The sequence below is a fragment of the Pseudomonas sp. HP_08 genome (assembly GCF_055284095.1).
In genome coordinates this window covers 136,871-152,597 of the sequence record NZ_JBTOQC010000010.1, presented here as the reverse complement: position 1 = coordinate 152,597, position 15,727 = coordinate 136,871, and the positions used below count along the sequence as shown (strand labels likewise).

At 62.5% G+C, this 15,727-nt stretch carries 10 protein-coding genes and 2 pseudogenes; 5 read left to right on the top strand and 7 right to left on the bottom strand.

The window, feature by feature from the left end; all coding sequences use genetic code 11:
- Positions 1-7 precede the first annotated feature (7 nt).
- From ACYAS9_RS10800 to glgA, 4 genes are read right to left on the bottom strand one after another with little or no spacing between them, the layout of a single operon-like run.
- The gene (locus ACYAS9_RS10800; RefSeq protein WP_463568283.1) at positions 8-2,791 is read right to left on the bottom strand and encodes a malto-oligosyltrehalose synthase; all 2,784 of its coding nucleotides are present in this window, start codon (positions 2,789-2,791) and stop codon (positions 8-10) included.
- On the bottom strand, positions 2,788-4,866 hold the full coding sequence (gene malQ / locus ACYAS9_RS10795) for a 4-alpha-glucanotransferase (RefSeq protein WP_463568282.1): 2,079 nt from the start codon (positions 4,864-4,866) through the stop codon (positions 2,788-2,790). The genes ACYAS9_RS10800 and malQ overlap by 4 nt, the downstream gene beginning before the upstream one ends.
- A complete protein-coding gene (gene treZ / locus ACYAS9_RS10790) occupies positions 4,859-6,670 on the bottom strand; it encodes a malto-oligosyltrehalose trehalohydrolase (protein WP_463568281.1) in 1,812 nt (603 codons plus the stop codon). Before treZ ends, malQ begins: the two co-directional genes overlap by 8 nt.
- Before the next feature lie 17 nt (positions 6,671-6,687).
- Positions 6,688-8,277 carry a glycogen synthase GlgA gene (gene glgA, locus ACYAS9_RS10785; RefSeq protein ID WP_463568280.1) on the bottom strand — a complete coding sequence of 530 codons (1,590 nt, stop codon included), beginning with the start codon at positions 8,275-8,277 and terminating at the stop codon, positions 6,688-6,690.
- A gap of 583 nt (positions 8,278-8,860) precedes the next feature.
- Between glgA and ACYAS9_RS10780 the strand changes: the two genes are divergently transcribed.
- Positions 8,861-9,352, top strand: a complete 492-nt coding sequence (locus ACYAS9_RS10780; RefSeq protein WP_463568279.1) for a GNAT family N-acetyltransferase — start codon at positions 8,861-8,863, stop codon at positions 9,350-9,352.
- Between the two features lie 46 nt (positions 9,353-9,398).
- Here ACYAS9_RS10780 and ACYAS9_RS10775 read toward each other — a convergent pair whose 3' ends face one another.
- On the bottom strand, positions 9,399-9,560 hold the full coding sequence (locus tag ACYAS9_RS10775; protein WP_463568278.1) for a DUF6026 family protein: 162 nt from the start codon (positions 9,558-9,560) through the stop codon (positions 9,399-9,401).
- 312 nt (positions 9,561-9,872) lie between these two features.
- On the opposite strand from ACYAS9_RS10775, the pseudogene gnd reads away from it, so the two are divergent.
- From gnd to ACYAS9_RS10755, 4 genes and pseudogenes are all read left to right on the top strand, one after another.
- Positions 9,873-10,853, top strand: a pseudogene (gene gnd, locus ACYAS9_RS10770) (phosphogluconate dehydrogenase (NAD(+)-dependent, decarboxylating)); the annotation flags it as partial.
- Positions 10,853-12,379, top strand: coding sequence for a glucose-6-phosphate dehydrogenase (gene zwf, locus ACYAS9_RS10765; protein ID WP_463568277.1), 1,527 nt, complete (start codon positions 10,853-10,855; stop codon positions 12,377-12,379). The pseudogene gnd and the gene zwf, both read left to right, overlap by 1 nt.
- Positions 12,372-13,196 carry an HAD family hydrolase gene (locus ACYAS9_RS10760; protein WP_463568276.1) on the top strand — a complete coding sequence of 275 codons (825 nt, stop codon included), beginning with the start codon at positions 12,372-12,374 and terminating at the stop codon, positions 13,194-13,196. The genes zwf and ACYAS9_RS10760 overlap by 8 nt, the downstream gene beginning before the upstream one ends.
- Before the next feature lie 24 nt (positions 13,197-13,220).
- Entirely contained in the window at positions 13,221-15,047 is a 1,827-nt protein-coding gene (locus ACYAS9_RS10755; RefSeq protein WP_463568275.1) for a glycoside hydrolase family 15 protein, read from the top strand.
- A gap of 131 nt (positions 15,048-15,178) precedes the next feature.
- Here ACYAS9_RS10755 and ACYAS9_RS10750 read toward each other — a convergent pair.
- Positions 15,179-15,271 (bottom strand): annotated as a pseudogene (locus tag ACYAS9_RS10750) (MmcQ/YjbR family DNA-binding protein); the annotation flags it as partial.
- 238 nt (positions 15,272-15,509) lie between these two features.
- Entirely contained in the window at positions 15,510-15,638 is a 129-nt protein-coding gene (locus ACYAS9_RS10745; RefSeq protein WP_463568274.1) for a hypothetical protein, read from the bottom strand.
- Between the last annotated feature and the right edge of the window lie 89 nt (positions 15,639-15,727).

Sequence of the window (15,727 nt, the reverse complement as noted above, 5' to 3'; positions counted from 1 at the left end):
CCGGCTATTACAAGGTTTGTATGAACAGGTTTACGGAAAATTCCTTGAGCGCAGTACTGAGCGGCAGCTCCTTCTCGCTCAGGCTGACCGTTTCATCGAACAGCCCCTGCCAGGACATGTTCGGGTCAGCGAACGGCAGGATCACGTGTGTGTCACCCCAGCCGTCTGTCTGTATGAATGGAGTTGGCGCGGTCCCCAATAGTTCATTGAAGATGCGCGGCACCAGAACAACGGCATGCTGGTTCTTCCAGAGACGGGCAAATGCCAGCACTTTGTCTGCATGCCGGCCGCGCACCTCAAGGGCAATATAGTCGCCCTGAGCGAACAGTTGCGGCTGTGCAGCGCGCCGGTTAAGGGTGCGCGCGATCAGTGCTTGCTTGACGTGTCCGTCGCGCCAGCGGCCCAGCAATTCACTGACCGGCGCAGAGTCGTCCAGCGCCTGAGCGCGGGCTTTGTAGTCGACCGGACGGCGGTTGTCCGGGTCGACCAGGCTGAAGTCCCAGAATTCGGTGCCCTGGTACAGGTCCGGCACGCCCGGTACGGTCATGCGCAGCAGCACCTGGGCGAAGCTGTTCAGGGCGCCGGCGGTGGCGATACGTTGTGCGGTGGCGGCCAGCGACTGACGCAGCGATTGCGCCTCGTCGGCCAGCAGCAAGCGTTCGAGAAAGGCCCGGCAGGCGCTTTCATAGGCCTGGTTCGGCGCCGCCCAGCTGCTTTGCAGCTTGGCTTCACGCAGCGCCTTTTCCTGCCAGCGGCTCAGGCGCTCGAAGTAATCCTGACGCGCGCCCTTGTCATCCAGTTCCAGGTCCAGCGGCCAACTGCCCAGCAGCGCCTGATAAAGCATCAGCTCATCGCCGCCGCTGATGCTGACCTCAGCGTCCTTGAGCGGCTGCGCCAGTTGCCGCCAGCGCTCGACCTGCTCGGCGTACCAGCCGGCATGCTCGCTGAGCACCGCAAGGCGCGTGCGCGTGTCTTCGCCGCGTTTATGGTCGTGGGTCGCGGTGGCCAGCAGGTTGTTGGGGAAATGCGCGTGGCGCGCCTCACAGACGGCGTGGAAGTCGGCTGGCGGTGCGCTGAAGTGGCCTGGGTGAAAGCCCACGTCGTTGCGCGACAGCAACACGGCCGAGCGATAGAACGAGGTGTCCTCGACCGACTTGGCCGCCACCGGCGAGGTGAGCTGCTGAAAGCGTATGCCGGCGTTGCGGTACAGCTTGCGCAGCGGGCCGCGTGGCAGCGAGCGCCACGAGGTGCCGCCCAGCCAGCGTTGCAGCCAGTCGAGCACCGGCCAGTCGCCTTCGCTCAGTTGGGTGCGCGCGCCTTCCATTGCCTGCTGAAAGACCCGTTCGTCCTCGCTTGAGCGCCCGCACACGCTGATGTAAGTGCGGTACACCGGAAAATTGCACACCAGCGCCAGCAAGGCGCGGCGAATTGCGCCCAGCGTCAGGTCGCGGCTCATCAGGTCGCTGCGCGCCACTTTCAGCAGCGCCTGGGCGACATTTTCGAAGTCGCCGGCCAGGCTGCCGTGCAGCACCAGATCGCGGGCAATCAATTCTTCTTCGGCAAACACTGCCGTTCGTTCGCTGATCTGGCTCCACAGTTCACCCAGCGGCGCTTCGCCTTTGGGGTCATGTTGCAGCAGCGACACCTGGTTCATGAATTCATAACCGGTGGTGCCGTCGATCGACCAGTCCTGACGCAAGGCTTCGTCGCTGCCGAGGATCTTCTCGATATAGATCGGCAGGTGCGTCAGTTGCGCCTCGACCGGGCGCTGGGCCAGCAAGCCTTGCACGCGCCGGTGCAGCTTGCGGCAATAGCCACGCGGGTCGGCCAGGCCGTCGACGTGGTCGATGCGCAGGCCGTCGACCAGGCCTTCGGCGATCAACTGGAAGATCTTGCCGTGGGTGGCCTCGAACACCGCCGGGCGTTCGACGCGCAGGCCGCCCAGTTCGTTGATGTCGAAAAAGCGCCGCCAGTTGATATCGTCCCCGGCGGTGCGCCAGCTGGCCAGCCGGTAATGCTGATCTTCAAGCAACTGATGCAGGCGCTTGAAACCCTCGGGCTGGCTGGAATCCCACTCTTTCAGGCCGTTTTGCAAGGCCTTGAGCACCGCCGGTTCGCGCACCGCTTCAGCCAGCTGGCCGCGCAACTGACGGGCGCGTTCATAGGCTTGCGGGTACTGCGCCAGCGCGGCAAAGCGCTCGGCCAGTTCGGTGAGGACCGGGTGATCGGCGCTTTGCAGAACCTCGCCGTAGTTGACCGGGCAAATCGGGAAATGGTGCTCGTAATGCTCGATGTACAAGCGGCCTGCATCGGCATCGAAGCGCAGCGGGATTTCGCCGGCCTGCAATACGGTGCCGTAGTCGTTGCTCAGGAATGGCAACAGCAACTGGCCCTTGAGCAGCGGGTCCGGCGAGTGCCACTGGATATCGAAGAAGATCGCGAACGGGCTGCCACGTCCCCATTCCAGCAGGTCGAGCCACCAGGGATTGTCGGCGCCGCCGACCGCCATGTGGTTGGAGACGATGTCCAGAATCAGGCCCATCTTGTGCTCGCGCAACGCGGCGACCAGCCGGCGCAGGGCTTCTTCGCCGCCCAGTTCCGGGTTGATCACGGTCGGGTCGACCACGTCATAGCCGTGCATCGAGCCGGCCCGCGCCTTGAGCAGCGGCGAGGCGTAAATATGGCTGATACCCAGACGAGCGAAGTACGGCACCAGGGCGACCGCGTCGTCGAGGGTGAAGTCCTTGTGGAACTGCAGGCGTTGAGTGGCACGCAAAAGGGTAGACGTCATTTGTCACGCTCCGCAGCTTGCTGACGGGCCTGTGACAACAGCTCCAGGCGCCGTGCAGCGTCTTGCTGGTCAAGCAGGGTCATCGGGGTCGGCGCAAGCCTGCGCCGCCAGTTGGGGTGGCTGTCGATGGTGCCGGGCAGGTTGGCCTGCTCCAGCACGCCAAGGGCATCCTCGATCGGCAGCAGCACCAGCGGCGCACGGGTATGACCCAGGTAGCGAATGCTGGCGTCGATGATCAGGCTGTGGTCCTCGGTGTCGGCGGCCATGTTCGGGTTGTTCTGGCTTAGCGCCTGGCGCAGGCCGTCGTATTCGCGGCTGCGTTCCTGACGCCAGTGCTGTTCGGCCTGAGCATCGACATGGCCCAGGCGGGTGTGCCATTCGATGTCCAGTTCGTTGAGCCAGCCGGTCAGCGTCGGCAGGTCATGGGTGCTGGTGGTCGCCAGCGCGTCAGGCGCCCAATCGAGAATCGGCTTGAAGTGGCCGTTGCGTTGTTCAAACAACAGCACACGCATGCCCAGGATCGCCCGGCTTGAAAGCTTGTCATGCAGGCCGGCAGGCACGGTGCCGAGGTCTTCACCCAGCACCACCGCCTTGTGCCGCCACGACTCGAGGCACAGCAGGCGCAGCATGTCGTCGAGCGGAAAATTCAGGTAGGCACCTTCGCCGGGCTTGGCCCCCAGCGGGATGACCCACAAGCGTTGCAGGCCCATCACATGATCGATACGCAAGCCGCCGGCGTGGGCAAAACTGGCCCGCAGCATTTCGATGAATGCGCGAAAACCATTGCGTTTGAGGCCTTCGGGCGAGAACGCCGAAATGCCCCAGCTTTGTCCTGCACGGTTGAGGATATCGGGCGGCGCGCCCACGCTCAGCGCCGAAAGCAGTTCGTCCTGACGGCTCCAGGCCTGGCTGCCGGCGCCGTCGGCACCCACCGCCAGGTCGGCGATCAGGCCGACGCGCATGCCGCTGGCACGTGCAGCGGTCTGCGCCCGTTCAAGGCCGCGCGCTACCAGCCACTGGGCAAAGGCGTGAAAGCCGATTTCTTCTTTATGTTCAGCCGCAAAGGCGCTGACGGCGGGGTTGCCCGGTCGCTTGAAATCGTCTGGCCATTCGTGCCAGTTGTCACTGAAACCCAGGCGGTCGGACTGTTCGCGTAGCGCCTCGAAGCGGCAGTGATTTTCCAGCGCTTCGCCGCCTGCCTGGCGAAAGCTGTTGAAGTCTTCCTGCAACGGGTCGCCGCCGGCGATAAAGCCCGCGTACAGCGCACGCAACACCTGCCATTTGGCTTTCGCGGCGGCAGGCCAGTCGATCAGCGTCAATTGCTCCAGGCGCTTGAGTTCTTCGGCCTGGCCGCTGTCGTCGATGGCCTGGCGCCAGGCGCGTTCGCCCAGCAGGGTCCCGGGGGAGGCGTACAGGCTGTTGAAGAACAGCCGGCTCGACGGTGAATAGGGGCTGTAGCGTTGCGGGTCATTGGCGAACATCGCGTGCAGCGGGCTGATCGCCAGCGCATCGGCGCCGCGTTCGCCGGCACTGCGGGCAAAGTTTTCCAGTGCCTGGGTGTCACCAAAGCCGCCATCGCCTTCACGGCGCAGGCTGTAGACCTGCACGCTCAGGCCCCAGGCGCGCGGCACTTCATCGTCGCAGGCCATGGCCATGCTGTAGGCGCTGGGCGGCGCCACGGCGATGGTCAGGGTTTGCCCGTCGATGCGCAGTTGCTGGTAGCCGATAGACGCCTGAGCAGGTAACTCGGCGTCGTCGGTCAGGTGTGACTGCACCGACGTGCCGTCTTCGAGATGCAGGGTAAAGGCGGTGTTGGGCGCAAACCACGCCGACAGGTTCAGCACTGTGTCTTGCTCGACCGTCAGCAGCGGCGGGGCGCTGCCGCCCAGGCGCTCGGTCTGCAAGCGTTGCAGGCTTTCGTCTATGGCCTCGCGACTGTCGGCGGCATAGCCGAGTGCTTCAAGTACCTTGATCAATACCTCGGGGCTGACAGTCTGTGGCCGGTCGTTGGCATCGACCCAGTGCACCGACAGGCCGGCCTGAGTGGCCAGCTTTTCCAGTTGTTCATTACTCATCCCGAGTCTCCGCTGCATCATGGGCTGTCAGGCTGACAATCGCCGTCCAGGGTTCGAGGATGCCGTCTCGCGAAGGTTCGATCGAATGTTGCGGGCTGCCAAAAAGCACCCGGTCTGCGGGTGTAGCCTGCACATTGACCGCTTGTTCGCCGAGGTTGAGGTCGATACGCAGCACCTGGCCATCGCCCAGTTGCCAGCGCGCACTGACCGCGCCGTCGCCCAGCACTTCGGTGCCCAAGGCAAAGCTGCCGGGCAGGCGCGGGATGATTTCGCTGTGGCGTATCTGCAGCAACCGCTGGTACAGGTCCAGCCACTGGCGATGGTCCAGGCCTTGATCGGTCTCAAGGTCCAGTGCCGCCAGTGCAGGCTTGGAGGCCTCGAAGGTGCGCGGGTCATTAGGGTCGGGAATGCGCTCGCGGCGTTCGGGATCAGTGAAGGCGGCAAAATCGGCAAACTCGTTGCGGCGACCTTCGCGCACAGCATCGGCCAGCTCGCCGTGATGGCTGGTAAAGAACAGGAACGGCTCGCTGGCCGCCCATTCATCGCCCATGAACAGCATCGGGATCATCGGCGACAGCAGCAGCAATGCGGTCGCGGCCTGCAACGCTTGCGGCGGCGCCAGCTTCGGCAAGCGCTCGCCCAGGGCGCGGTTGCCGATCTGGTCGTGGTTCTGCAAGAACAGCACGAACGCAGTCGGCGGCAGGTGCGCGCTGGGTTCGCCGCGCGCGTGGCCATGCCGGGTGGACTCGCCCTGGTAGACAAAACCTTCACTGAGCAGGCGCGCCAGCTTCTGCGTCGGCTGCTTGGCAAAATCGGTGTAATAGGCGTCGGTTTCGCCGGTCAGCAGCACGTGCAGGGTGTTGTGCCCGTCGTCGTTCCACTGGGCATCGAAGCCTTGCTCAATGCGGTGGGCTTCATTGAATTCGTTTTCAAGGTTCAGCCATACATGCCGGCCGGGCTTGATCGCGGCGCGCACGTGCAGGGCAAAATCCTCAAGAAAGGTCGCATCCTTGATGGCGTGTACCGCGTCCAGGCGCAGGCCGTCGAAGCGATATTCGTTGAGCCACATCACCGCGTTATCGATAAAGAAGCTGCGCACTTCAGGGCGGCGAAAGTCGATGGCATTGCCCCAAGGAGTGTGCTCGTCCTTGCGGAAGAATTCGCTGGCGTACTCGCCGAGGTAATTGCCGTCGGGGCCGAAGTGGTTGTAAACCACGTCGAGAATCACCGCCAGGCCGTGGCCATGGGCGGCATCGATCAATTGCTTGAGTTGTTCGGGCGTCCCGTAGGAGGCTTGGGGCGCGTACGGCAGTACGCCGTCGTAGCCCCAGTTGCGGTCGCCTGGAAATTGCGCCAGCGGCATCAGCTCAATGGCGGTGATGCCCAGCGCGGCCAGGCGTGGCAGGTGCTTCTCGACGCCTGCATAACCGCCCAGGGCGCCGACATGAACTTCGTAAATAACCGCTTCATGCCAGGGCCGGCCTTGCCAGTCGGGGTGCTGCCAGTGCCACGCCGCAGGGTCAACCACCAGGCTCTGGCTGTGTACATCGCCGGCCTGAAAACGCGAAGCGGGGTCGGGCACATCAAGCTGATCATTGATCCTGAAGCGGTAGCCGGTGCCGGCTTTTGCCGGCGTTTCGAGCACAAACCAACCCTCGGTCAGGGCTGGCATTGCCAGTTCCTGACCGTTGTCGAGCAACAGGGTGACGGTGTCTGCATCCGGTGCCCAAAGGGCAAAACGCGTGTGTTCAGGGTCCAGCAAAACGGCGCCGTGGCGCCAGTCAGATTCTGTACGCAGGGGCATCCGTAACCTCTTGTCTGTCAGTAATGCAGGGCAACGCCCTGGTTTTTCTTCAGCAGGTCCTGATACAGGTCGGCATAGGGTTCTACCGCCTGTTGCCAGTTGAACGGCGCCGCCATGGCACGGCAGCGCATGGCATTGAGCAACTCGGTGTTTTCAAAGACCTTGAAGGCGCGGTTCAGCGCTTCGGTGTAGCTCTCTACGCTCGACTCGTTGAACAGAAAGCCGGTCACGCCATCTTCGATGGTGTCAGCCAGCCCGCCGGTATTGCGCGCCACCGGCAGCGAACCGAAGCGCTGGGCGTACATCTGGCTCAGGCCGCAAGGTTCGTAACGCGAAGGCATCAGCAAAAAGTCGCTGCCGGCGAACATGCGGCGTGCATCGGTTTCGTTGAAGCCGACCCGTACGCTGACTTTGCCGGGAAAACGCGCGGCCAGTTCACGCATGGAGTCTTCGGCTTCAGGCTCACCACAACCGATGATTGCGATCTGTCCGCCATTGGCGACGATGTGCTCGGCCACGCCGATGGTCAGGTCCAGGCCCTTCTGGTAAACCAGCCGCGAAACCACCGCAAACAACGGGCCCTTGGAAGGCTCCAGCTCAAACAGCTCACGCACATAGTCGGCGTTGATTTCCTTGCGCAGCCATTCGTTAGGGGCGAAATGGCAGATCAGGTGCTGGTCGGTGGCCGCATCCCAACTGGCATCGATACCGTTGGGAATGCCGCTGAGCTGGCCCTTATCGGCCTTGCTTTGCAGAAAACCTTCCAGGCCACAACCGAACTCCGGTGTGGTGATTTCCCGGGCATAGGTGGCGCTGACCGTGGTGATGTGGCTGGCGTAAGCCATGCCGGCCTTGATGAACGACAGCTTGCCGTAGAACTCCATGCCTTCGCTGCCCAGTGCTTCTTCGGGAATGCCCAGCTCGCGGGAGGTCGTCGGGCTGACCGTGCCCTGATAGGCAAGGTTATGGATGGTGAAAATGCTTGGGGTGCTCTGACCGCGCCAGCGCATATAGGCAGGCGCCAGACCGGCTGGCCAGTCGTGAGCGTGCACCAGCTCGGGGCACCACTGGGTTTTGACTGCACCTGCTGCGAAATCGGCAGCGGCCAGGCCCAGGCGGGCAAAGCGGATGTGGTTGTCGTTCCAGTCACGGCCATTGCTGTCGCCGTATGGAGTGCCAGGGCGTTCATACAACTCAGGGCAGATCAGTACATAAATGACCAGCCCGTCCTTCATGTCCATGCGCCCGATCTTGCACGGTGGCAAGGCCGCATAACCGCCCAGCTCGCTGATGATATGAATCGGATTGCCGCTATTGATGACTTGCGGGTAACCGGGAATCAACACGCGTACATCGTGCAAGTGGCGCATGGCGCGGGGCAGGGCAGCAGAAACATCGCCCAGCCCGCCCGTCTTGACCAAGTCCGCCAGCTCGGAGGTGACAAACAGCACCTTGCGGCGGTTGACCGGTGAAATAGTGTGTTGTGGCGTAGCCGGCAGATGAAGTACGGGTACTTGGGGTCTGCCCAGTACCGGCAGATGACTCAGCTCGCTGGCCGGCTGACCAAAACTCTCTCCCTGCTGGGTTTTTACAGCGGCGCTTATCATCGTGTTCTCCCGTTGAATACAAGTGTTGTCGCGGTGTTTCCCTGATTCCCGGTCCATGTCCTGTGGCCGGTCACACATTTTCACGCAAGATCAATACCCGTTTACTGTCTGCGCAGTTTCAAGGACAGGGTGAGTGACACCATGAGTGAGGTCATTTCCCAGCATAGGCGGCTCTTAGCAGATGACCCGGCACTTTTTCAGAAGTTTCGACTTTTTTATCCGGCAATGTCTGGCGTGCGGCTTGGCAGTCTTGCGATTGTGTAAAAAGCTTGAAAATGAATGGTCTGAAACGCACCTGTGAGCTGTAAAAGAGGGTCTTTTACCGTTCGTCGGATTGTCCGACGAGACCAACCGGGCCGCCCATTTCAACAGGCGTCGACAGGCGTCTTTTGCTGTTTCAAAAGCAGCCGGTGTTGGCTGTAGGCCATTTCTGTCTGCACCGGATGAGCTCTTCCTGCACCTTTGTTGAAAATTCCTGCCTTTCAACTGGATCACTTTCGTCGCCAGCGCGCTAGAATCGCCCGCCTCATGCCCATTAACGGGCATGAGGCGATTCTGCCTGCCGATTGTGACGAGGAACCCCATGCAATCCCCAGAGGTGCTGGTACTGCAAGCGAGCTACACCAACCCGGTTCATGCCGATGCCATCGGTTTTGTGCTCAACCACTATGCCGAGGACGTCATGGGCGGCGGCGAGCCTTTGCCGATGGACACCCGCCAGCAACTGGCCAAAGAACTGGCCAAGCGTCCACATGCCTTCAGCGTGCTGGCCTTTATCGCCGGTGAGCCGGTGGGCCTGATCAATTGCTTCGAGGGGTTTTCAACCTTCGCCTGCCGGCCACTGGTCAATATTCATGACGTCGTGGTGCTGGCCCAGTACCGCGGGCAGGGCATCAGCCAGAAGATGCTCGCCAAGGTCGAAGAAATCGCGCGCCAGCGCGGCTGCTGCAAGCTGACCCTGGAAGTGCTCGAAGGCAATGATGTGGCCCTGGCGGCGTACAGAAAGCAGGGTTTCGAGGGGTATCAGCTGGACCCGGCAATGGGCCGGGCGCTGTTCTGGCAGAAGTCGCTTTGAGGGCGTGGCGGGTTGCGTAGCACCCGCCGGGCAACAGGCGCAGTGCTCAGGCAGTCGGGACGTTGCTGCGGGCTTGTTGCAGCAGTTGGGTCATTTGCGCCAACTGATGCTGCAATTGCGCACGCTCTTCTTTAAGGGCGCGCAGCTCGTCGCGGCGGACGGTGACATACAGGGTTTGTGGTGCAAGTGCTGGTAGTACGGTGCCCATTGCTCACCTCGCAAATGGCGGATTCAACGTCAGAAAGGCTATGGCAATGACTATCGATCCACGACTCGCCCTTGCTCGTCCCCTCTATCGGCGGCGATTCTGATTTCTTTCGCGGATGAATGAAACTTTTATATTTTTTACGGTCGCGTGACTTTTGTTCTCGTGATGACACAGTGCCCATTAACCGGGCGACAGCGCAGGTTCAGCTTGGACGGGAACGATCAGTGCCCCGGCCGGACTAACTTGCATGCCTCTCAGCTTCGTATAACGTGAAGCTTTATTTCTTAAAGAACATGCCTCAGGGAGCACCACTTCATGCAACTCGGGATCGTTGGACTTGGCCGCATGGGCGGCAATATCGCCAGACGTTTGATGCAAAGTGGCCATACCACCGTCGTCTACGACCGTGACGAAGCCTCGCGTACCACGCTGGCCGCTGAAGGCGCCACGGCCGCTGCCGACCTGGCCGGCCTGGTCGCCGCCATGCAGGCGCCACGCGCTGTCTGGGTGATGCTGCCGGCCGGTGAGCCGACCGAGCAGACCATCGACGCCTTGAGCCAGTTGCTTGAGCCCGATGACGTGATCATCGACGGCGGCAACACCTTCTATAAAGACGACATTCGCCGTGCCCAGAGCCTGGCGCAGAAAGACCTGCACTATGTCGATGTTGGCACCTCCGGCGGCGTCTGGGGCCTGGAGCGCGGCTACTGCATGATGATCGGTGGCGAGCAAGCCATCGTCGAACGCCTCGACCCCTTGTTCGCCACCCTGGCACCGGGCATCGGTGATATCCCGCGCACCCTCGACCGTGACACCTCGGCCGACCCGCGTGCCGAGCAGGGCTATATCCATGCAGGCCCCGCCGGTTCCGGGCATTTCGTCAAGATGATCCACAACGGCATCGAATACGGAATGATGCAGGCCTTCGCCGAGGGCTTCGACATCCTCAAGCAGAAGAACTCCGAACACCTGCCGGCCGAACAGCGCTTCGACCTCAATGTCGCCGACATCGCCGAAGTCTGGCGTCGCGGCAGCGTGGTGTCGTCCTGGCTGCTGGACCTGACCGCCGATGCGCTGGCCAGCGATCCGGGCCTGGATGCGTACTCGGGCTCGGTGGCCGACAGCGGTGAAGGCCGCTGGACCATCGAAGCCGCCATCGAGCAGGCCGTACCGGCGCCGGTGCTGTCCAGCGCCTTGTTCGCCCGCTTCCGTTCGCGTCAGCAAAGCACTTACGCCGACAAGATTCTCTCGGCCATGCGCTTCGGTTTCGGTGGTCACAAGGAGGTTAAATAATGGGCCTTGGGCGTTCGACTGAAACTGAGAAGACTCCGGAAGTTGCACCACCCACAACCCTGTTTCTGTTCGGCGCCCATGGCGACCTGGTCAAGCGCCTGCTGATGCCGGCGCTGTGCAACCTGACCCGTGACGGTCTGGTGGACGACAACCTGCACATCGTCGGGGTCGACCACAACGCCGCCACCGATCAGGAGTTCGCGCAGAAGCTCGAAACCTTCCTGCGTGAGGAAGGCGCGAAAAAGAACACTGAAGGCGGCGAAGTGCTGGATCCTGCGCTGTGGAAACGCCTGGCATCGCGCATCAGCTACATTCAGGGCGATTTTCTCGAAGACAGCACTTACCAGGCCATCGCCAGCAAGATCGAAAGCACCGGCACCGGTAACGCCGCGTTCTACCTGGCCACCGCGCCGCGCTTTTTCAGCGAAGTGGCCAAGCGGCTGGGCAGCGCCAAGCTGCTCAAGGAGCGCGGCGGTGTGTTTCGCCGCGTGGTGATCGAAAAGCCTTTCGGTCACGACCTGCCCAGCGCCATGGAGCTCAACGCCAGCCTGCTCAAGGTCATGAGCGAGAAGCAGATCTATCGCATCGACCATTACCTGGGCAAAGAGACGGTGCAGAACATTCTGGTCAGCCGTTTCTCCAACGGCCTGTTCGAGTCGTTCTGGAACAACCATTACATCGACCACGTGCAAATCACGGCGGCCGAAACCGTCGGGGTCGGCACCCGTGCCGGTTTCTATGAAAACACCGGTGCCCTGCGCGACATGGTGCCCAATCACCTGTTCCAGCTGCTGGCCATGGTCGCCATGGAACCGCCGGCCGCGTTCGGCGCCGATGCGGTGCGCGGCGAGAAAGCCAAGGTGGTCGGCGCCATTCGCCCCTGGAGCGAGATGGAAGCACTGGCCAACTCGGTGCGCGGCCAGTACACCGGCAACAAGAGCGCAGGCCTGCCGGGCTATCGCGAAGAAGAGCGTGTCGACCCTGACAGCAACACTGAAACCTATGTGGCGCTCAAGGTGATGATCGACAACTGGCGCTGGGTCGGCGTGCCGTTCTACCTGCGCACCGGCAAGTGCCTGAGCACGCGCAGCACCGAGATCGCCATCTGCTTCAAGCCGGCGCCGTATGCGCAGTTCCGCGACACCGATGTCGACCGGCTCAAGCCCAACTACCTGCGTATCCGGATTCAGCCCAATGAAGGCATGTGGTTCGATCTGCTGGCCAAGCGTCCCGGGCCGACGCTGGACATGGAGGACGTCAAGCTGGGCTTTGCCTACAAGGACTTCTTCGAAATGCAGCCGTCGACCGGCTATGAAACGCTGATCTACGACTGCCTGACCGGCGACCAGACCCTGTTCCAGCGCGCCGACAATATCGAGAACGGCTGGCGTGCAGTGCAGCCGTTCCTCAATGCCTGGAGCAAGCATCCCGAGGTGCAGCCGTACATTGCCGGCGGCAGCGGGCCGGAAGCGGCCGATGAACTGCTGCGCAACGACGAACGTGAATGGCGGCCTATCGATGGCTGAACATTCTTCGATTCGTCTGCTGCTGTCGGACATGGATGGCACCTTGCTGCAACCCGATCACAGCCTCAGCCCGGCAACGGTGGCCGCCATCGGCCGCCTGCGCGAGGCGGGCATCGCCTTCACCCTTGCCAGCAGCCGCCCGCCACGGGCGATGCGCGAGGTGATCGGGCAGTTGCAACTCGATTTGCCCACTGCCGCCTTCAATGGCGGCACGCTGGTCAACCCGGACGGCAGCGTGCTGGCAGCCCATCACATTGATCCCAAGGCTGTGCGCCTGTGCCTGGAAGTATTTGCCGGGCATGACGTGGCGGTCTGGGTATTCGCTGACGGTCAATGGCTGCTGCGCGACCTCGATGGCGATTATGTCGGGCACGAGCGCAGTGCATTGGGCTATGAGCCGGTGCAGGTCGACAGCTTCACGCCGTATCTGGAGCGCGTCGACAAGATCGTCGCCTCCAGCCGCGACTTTGCCGGCCTCAAGGCGCTTGAAAGCCAGATGGCCGCGCAACTCGACGGGCTCGCCCTGGCGGCGCGCTCACAGGATTACTACCTCGACATCACCGCCTTGCAGGCCAACAAGGGCGAAGCCTTGCGGGCCCTGGCCGAGCACCTGGGGCTTGAGCTGGCGCAGACCGCTGCCATCGGCGACGGCCACAACGACGTCGCCATGTTCAACGTCGCCGGCCTGTCGATTGCCATGGGCCAGGCGCGCCCTGAAGTGCGCAGCCAGGCCGACCGGGTCACCGGCAGCAATAAAGAGGAGGGCGTGGTGCAGGCGATAGACAACTATCTGCTGCCGCGCGAGGTGAAAGATTAACGTTTAGCAGAAGGAAAACCCGTCATGGCTGCACTGATCGAAGACTATGCCCTGTTGGGTAACTGCAAGACCGCAGCACTGGTATCACGCGATGGCTCGCTGGACTGGCTGTGCTTTCCGCGCTTCGATGCACCGGCGTGTTTCGCCGCCTTGCTGGGTGACAGCGATAACGGTTGCTGGAAAATCGCCCCGTCCGCCGAGGTCACTCGTACCGAGCGGCGTTACCAGGACGGCACGCTGATCCTGGAAACCGAGTTTCACACCGCCAACGGCCGCGCCATGCTGGTCGACTACATGCCCATGCACACTCAAGGCCATGTGGTGCGCAGCGTGGTCGGCCTTGAAGGCACGGTGGAATTCGTCATGGACCTGGCGATTCGCTTCGATTACGGCAGTACCGTGCCGTGGGTCGAGAAGCGCGAGCCGCATGTACTCACCGCCGTGGCCGGCCCCGACATGCTGGTGTTGCACAGCCCGGTCGACCTGCACCCCAAGGATCACCACACCGGTAGCCGCTTCAGCGTGACGGCGGGTGAGCGCAAGACCTTTTGTATCGCCTGGCAGCCCTCCAACGAGCCGGTGCAGGCCGCGCTCGATGTCGAGCAGGCCTTCAAGGACACCACGCAGTTCTGGCTCGATTTTTCCGGTCATTGCCCTGAAGTCGGCGCCTGGAGTGCGCAAGTCAAGCGCTCGCTGATCACCCTCAAGGCCATGACCTATTTGCCCACCGGCGGCATCGTTGCGGCGGTCACTACCTCATTGCCCGAAGAACTGGGCGGCGAGCGCAACTGGGATTACCGCTACTGCTGGCTGCGCGACGCGACCATGACGCTGCTGGCGTTCATCAACCTGGGCTATCTCGAAGAAGCCACCGCCTGGCGCGACTGGCTGCTGCGCTCGATTGCCGGCAACCCCGAGCAGATCCAGATCATGTACGGCCTGGCCGGCGAGCGCCGCCTGCAGGAATACGAACTGCCGTGGCTGGCCGGCTATGAAGGCTCCAAACCGGTACGGGTCGGCAATGGCGCCGCCACCCAGATGCAACTGGACGTGTACGGCGAAGTCGCCGACGCCATGACCCATGCCACGCGCAGCGGCATGCCTCAGCACCCACGCGGTATCGGCATCTCGCGGCTGGTGATGCCGTATCTGGAAAAGGTCTGGCGCCAGCCGGATGCCGGTATCTGGGAAATCCGCTGCGAGCCGCGGCACTTCACCCATTCCAAAGTCATGGCCTGGGTGGCGTTCGACCGCAATGCCAAGCAACTGGCAAGCCTGGCCACCACTGACCGCGACCGCCGTCTGGCCCAGCGCTGCCGCGATGTGGCCGATGAAATCCACGCCGACGTGTGCCAGCACGGTTACGACCAGAGCCTGGGCTGCTTCGTGCAGTCCTACGGTTCCAGGACCGTGGACGCCAGCCTGCTGCAAATCGCCCTGACCGGCTTCTTGCCGGCCGATGATCCGCGCGTGCTGGGCACCGTGGCCGAGATCGAACGCACGCTGATGCAGGACGGTTTGTTGCTGCGCTACGACGCCGAACGCAGCCATGACGGCGTCGCAGGCGGCGAGGGCACGTTCCTGGTCTGTTCGTTCTGGCTGGCCGACGTGTATGTGCTGCTGGGACGCATGGACGAAGCCCGCGCCTTGTTCGAACGTCTGTGCGGACTGTGCAACGACGTAGGGCTGCTGGCCGAGCAATACGACGTCAAGGACCAGCGCATGCTCGGCAACTTCCCGCAGGCCTTCAGCCACATCGGCATCATCAACACCGCCCTCAACCTGCACCGCGCCGAAGCACCTTGCCCCGTGCGCGAACGCAGCGGCGAAGAAGTAGTAGAACTGGACTGATGCCCCCGTAGGAGCGCGCTTGCCCACGACCGGCTGCGTTAGCAGTCGTAAAATTTCAGCGTTTCCGAGATTTTGCGAGCGCTGCGCACTCGGTCGCGGGCAAGCGCGCTCCTACAAGTGCTGGTCGTCTGTTCATCCAGCAGCAGGCCGATCTGCCGGCGCTTTGAAAGCTTGCTCACCGCCAACTGGTGCGAGCGGGCCAGCAGGTCGCGCAGTTCTTCGTCGTTCATTGTCTCGGGCCGCGCCAGGTGCATCAGCACGAACCTGCACCGCGCCGAAATGCCCTGCCCCGTAGGAGCGCGCTTGTCCTGGGCCGCACTCGGACGACCGAGTGCGCAGCGCTCGCAAAATCTCGGAAACGCTGAAAATTTACGATTGGAAACTTTCGAAACGCTGAAAATTTACGACTGCTAACGCAGCCGGTCGCGGGCAGGCGCGCTCCTACACGTGCTGTGTCGTCTGTTAATCCAGCAGCAGGCCGATCTGCCGGCGCTTTGAAAGCTTGCTCACCACCAACTGGTGCGAGCGGGTCAGCAGGTCGCGCAGTTCTTCGTCGTTCATTGCCTCGGGCTGCGCCAAGTGCATCAGCACGAACCTGCACCGCGCCGAAATACCCTGCCCCGTAGGAGCGCGCTTGCCCGCGACCGGCTGCGTTAGCAGTCGTAAAATTTCAGCGTTTC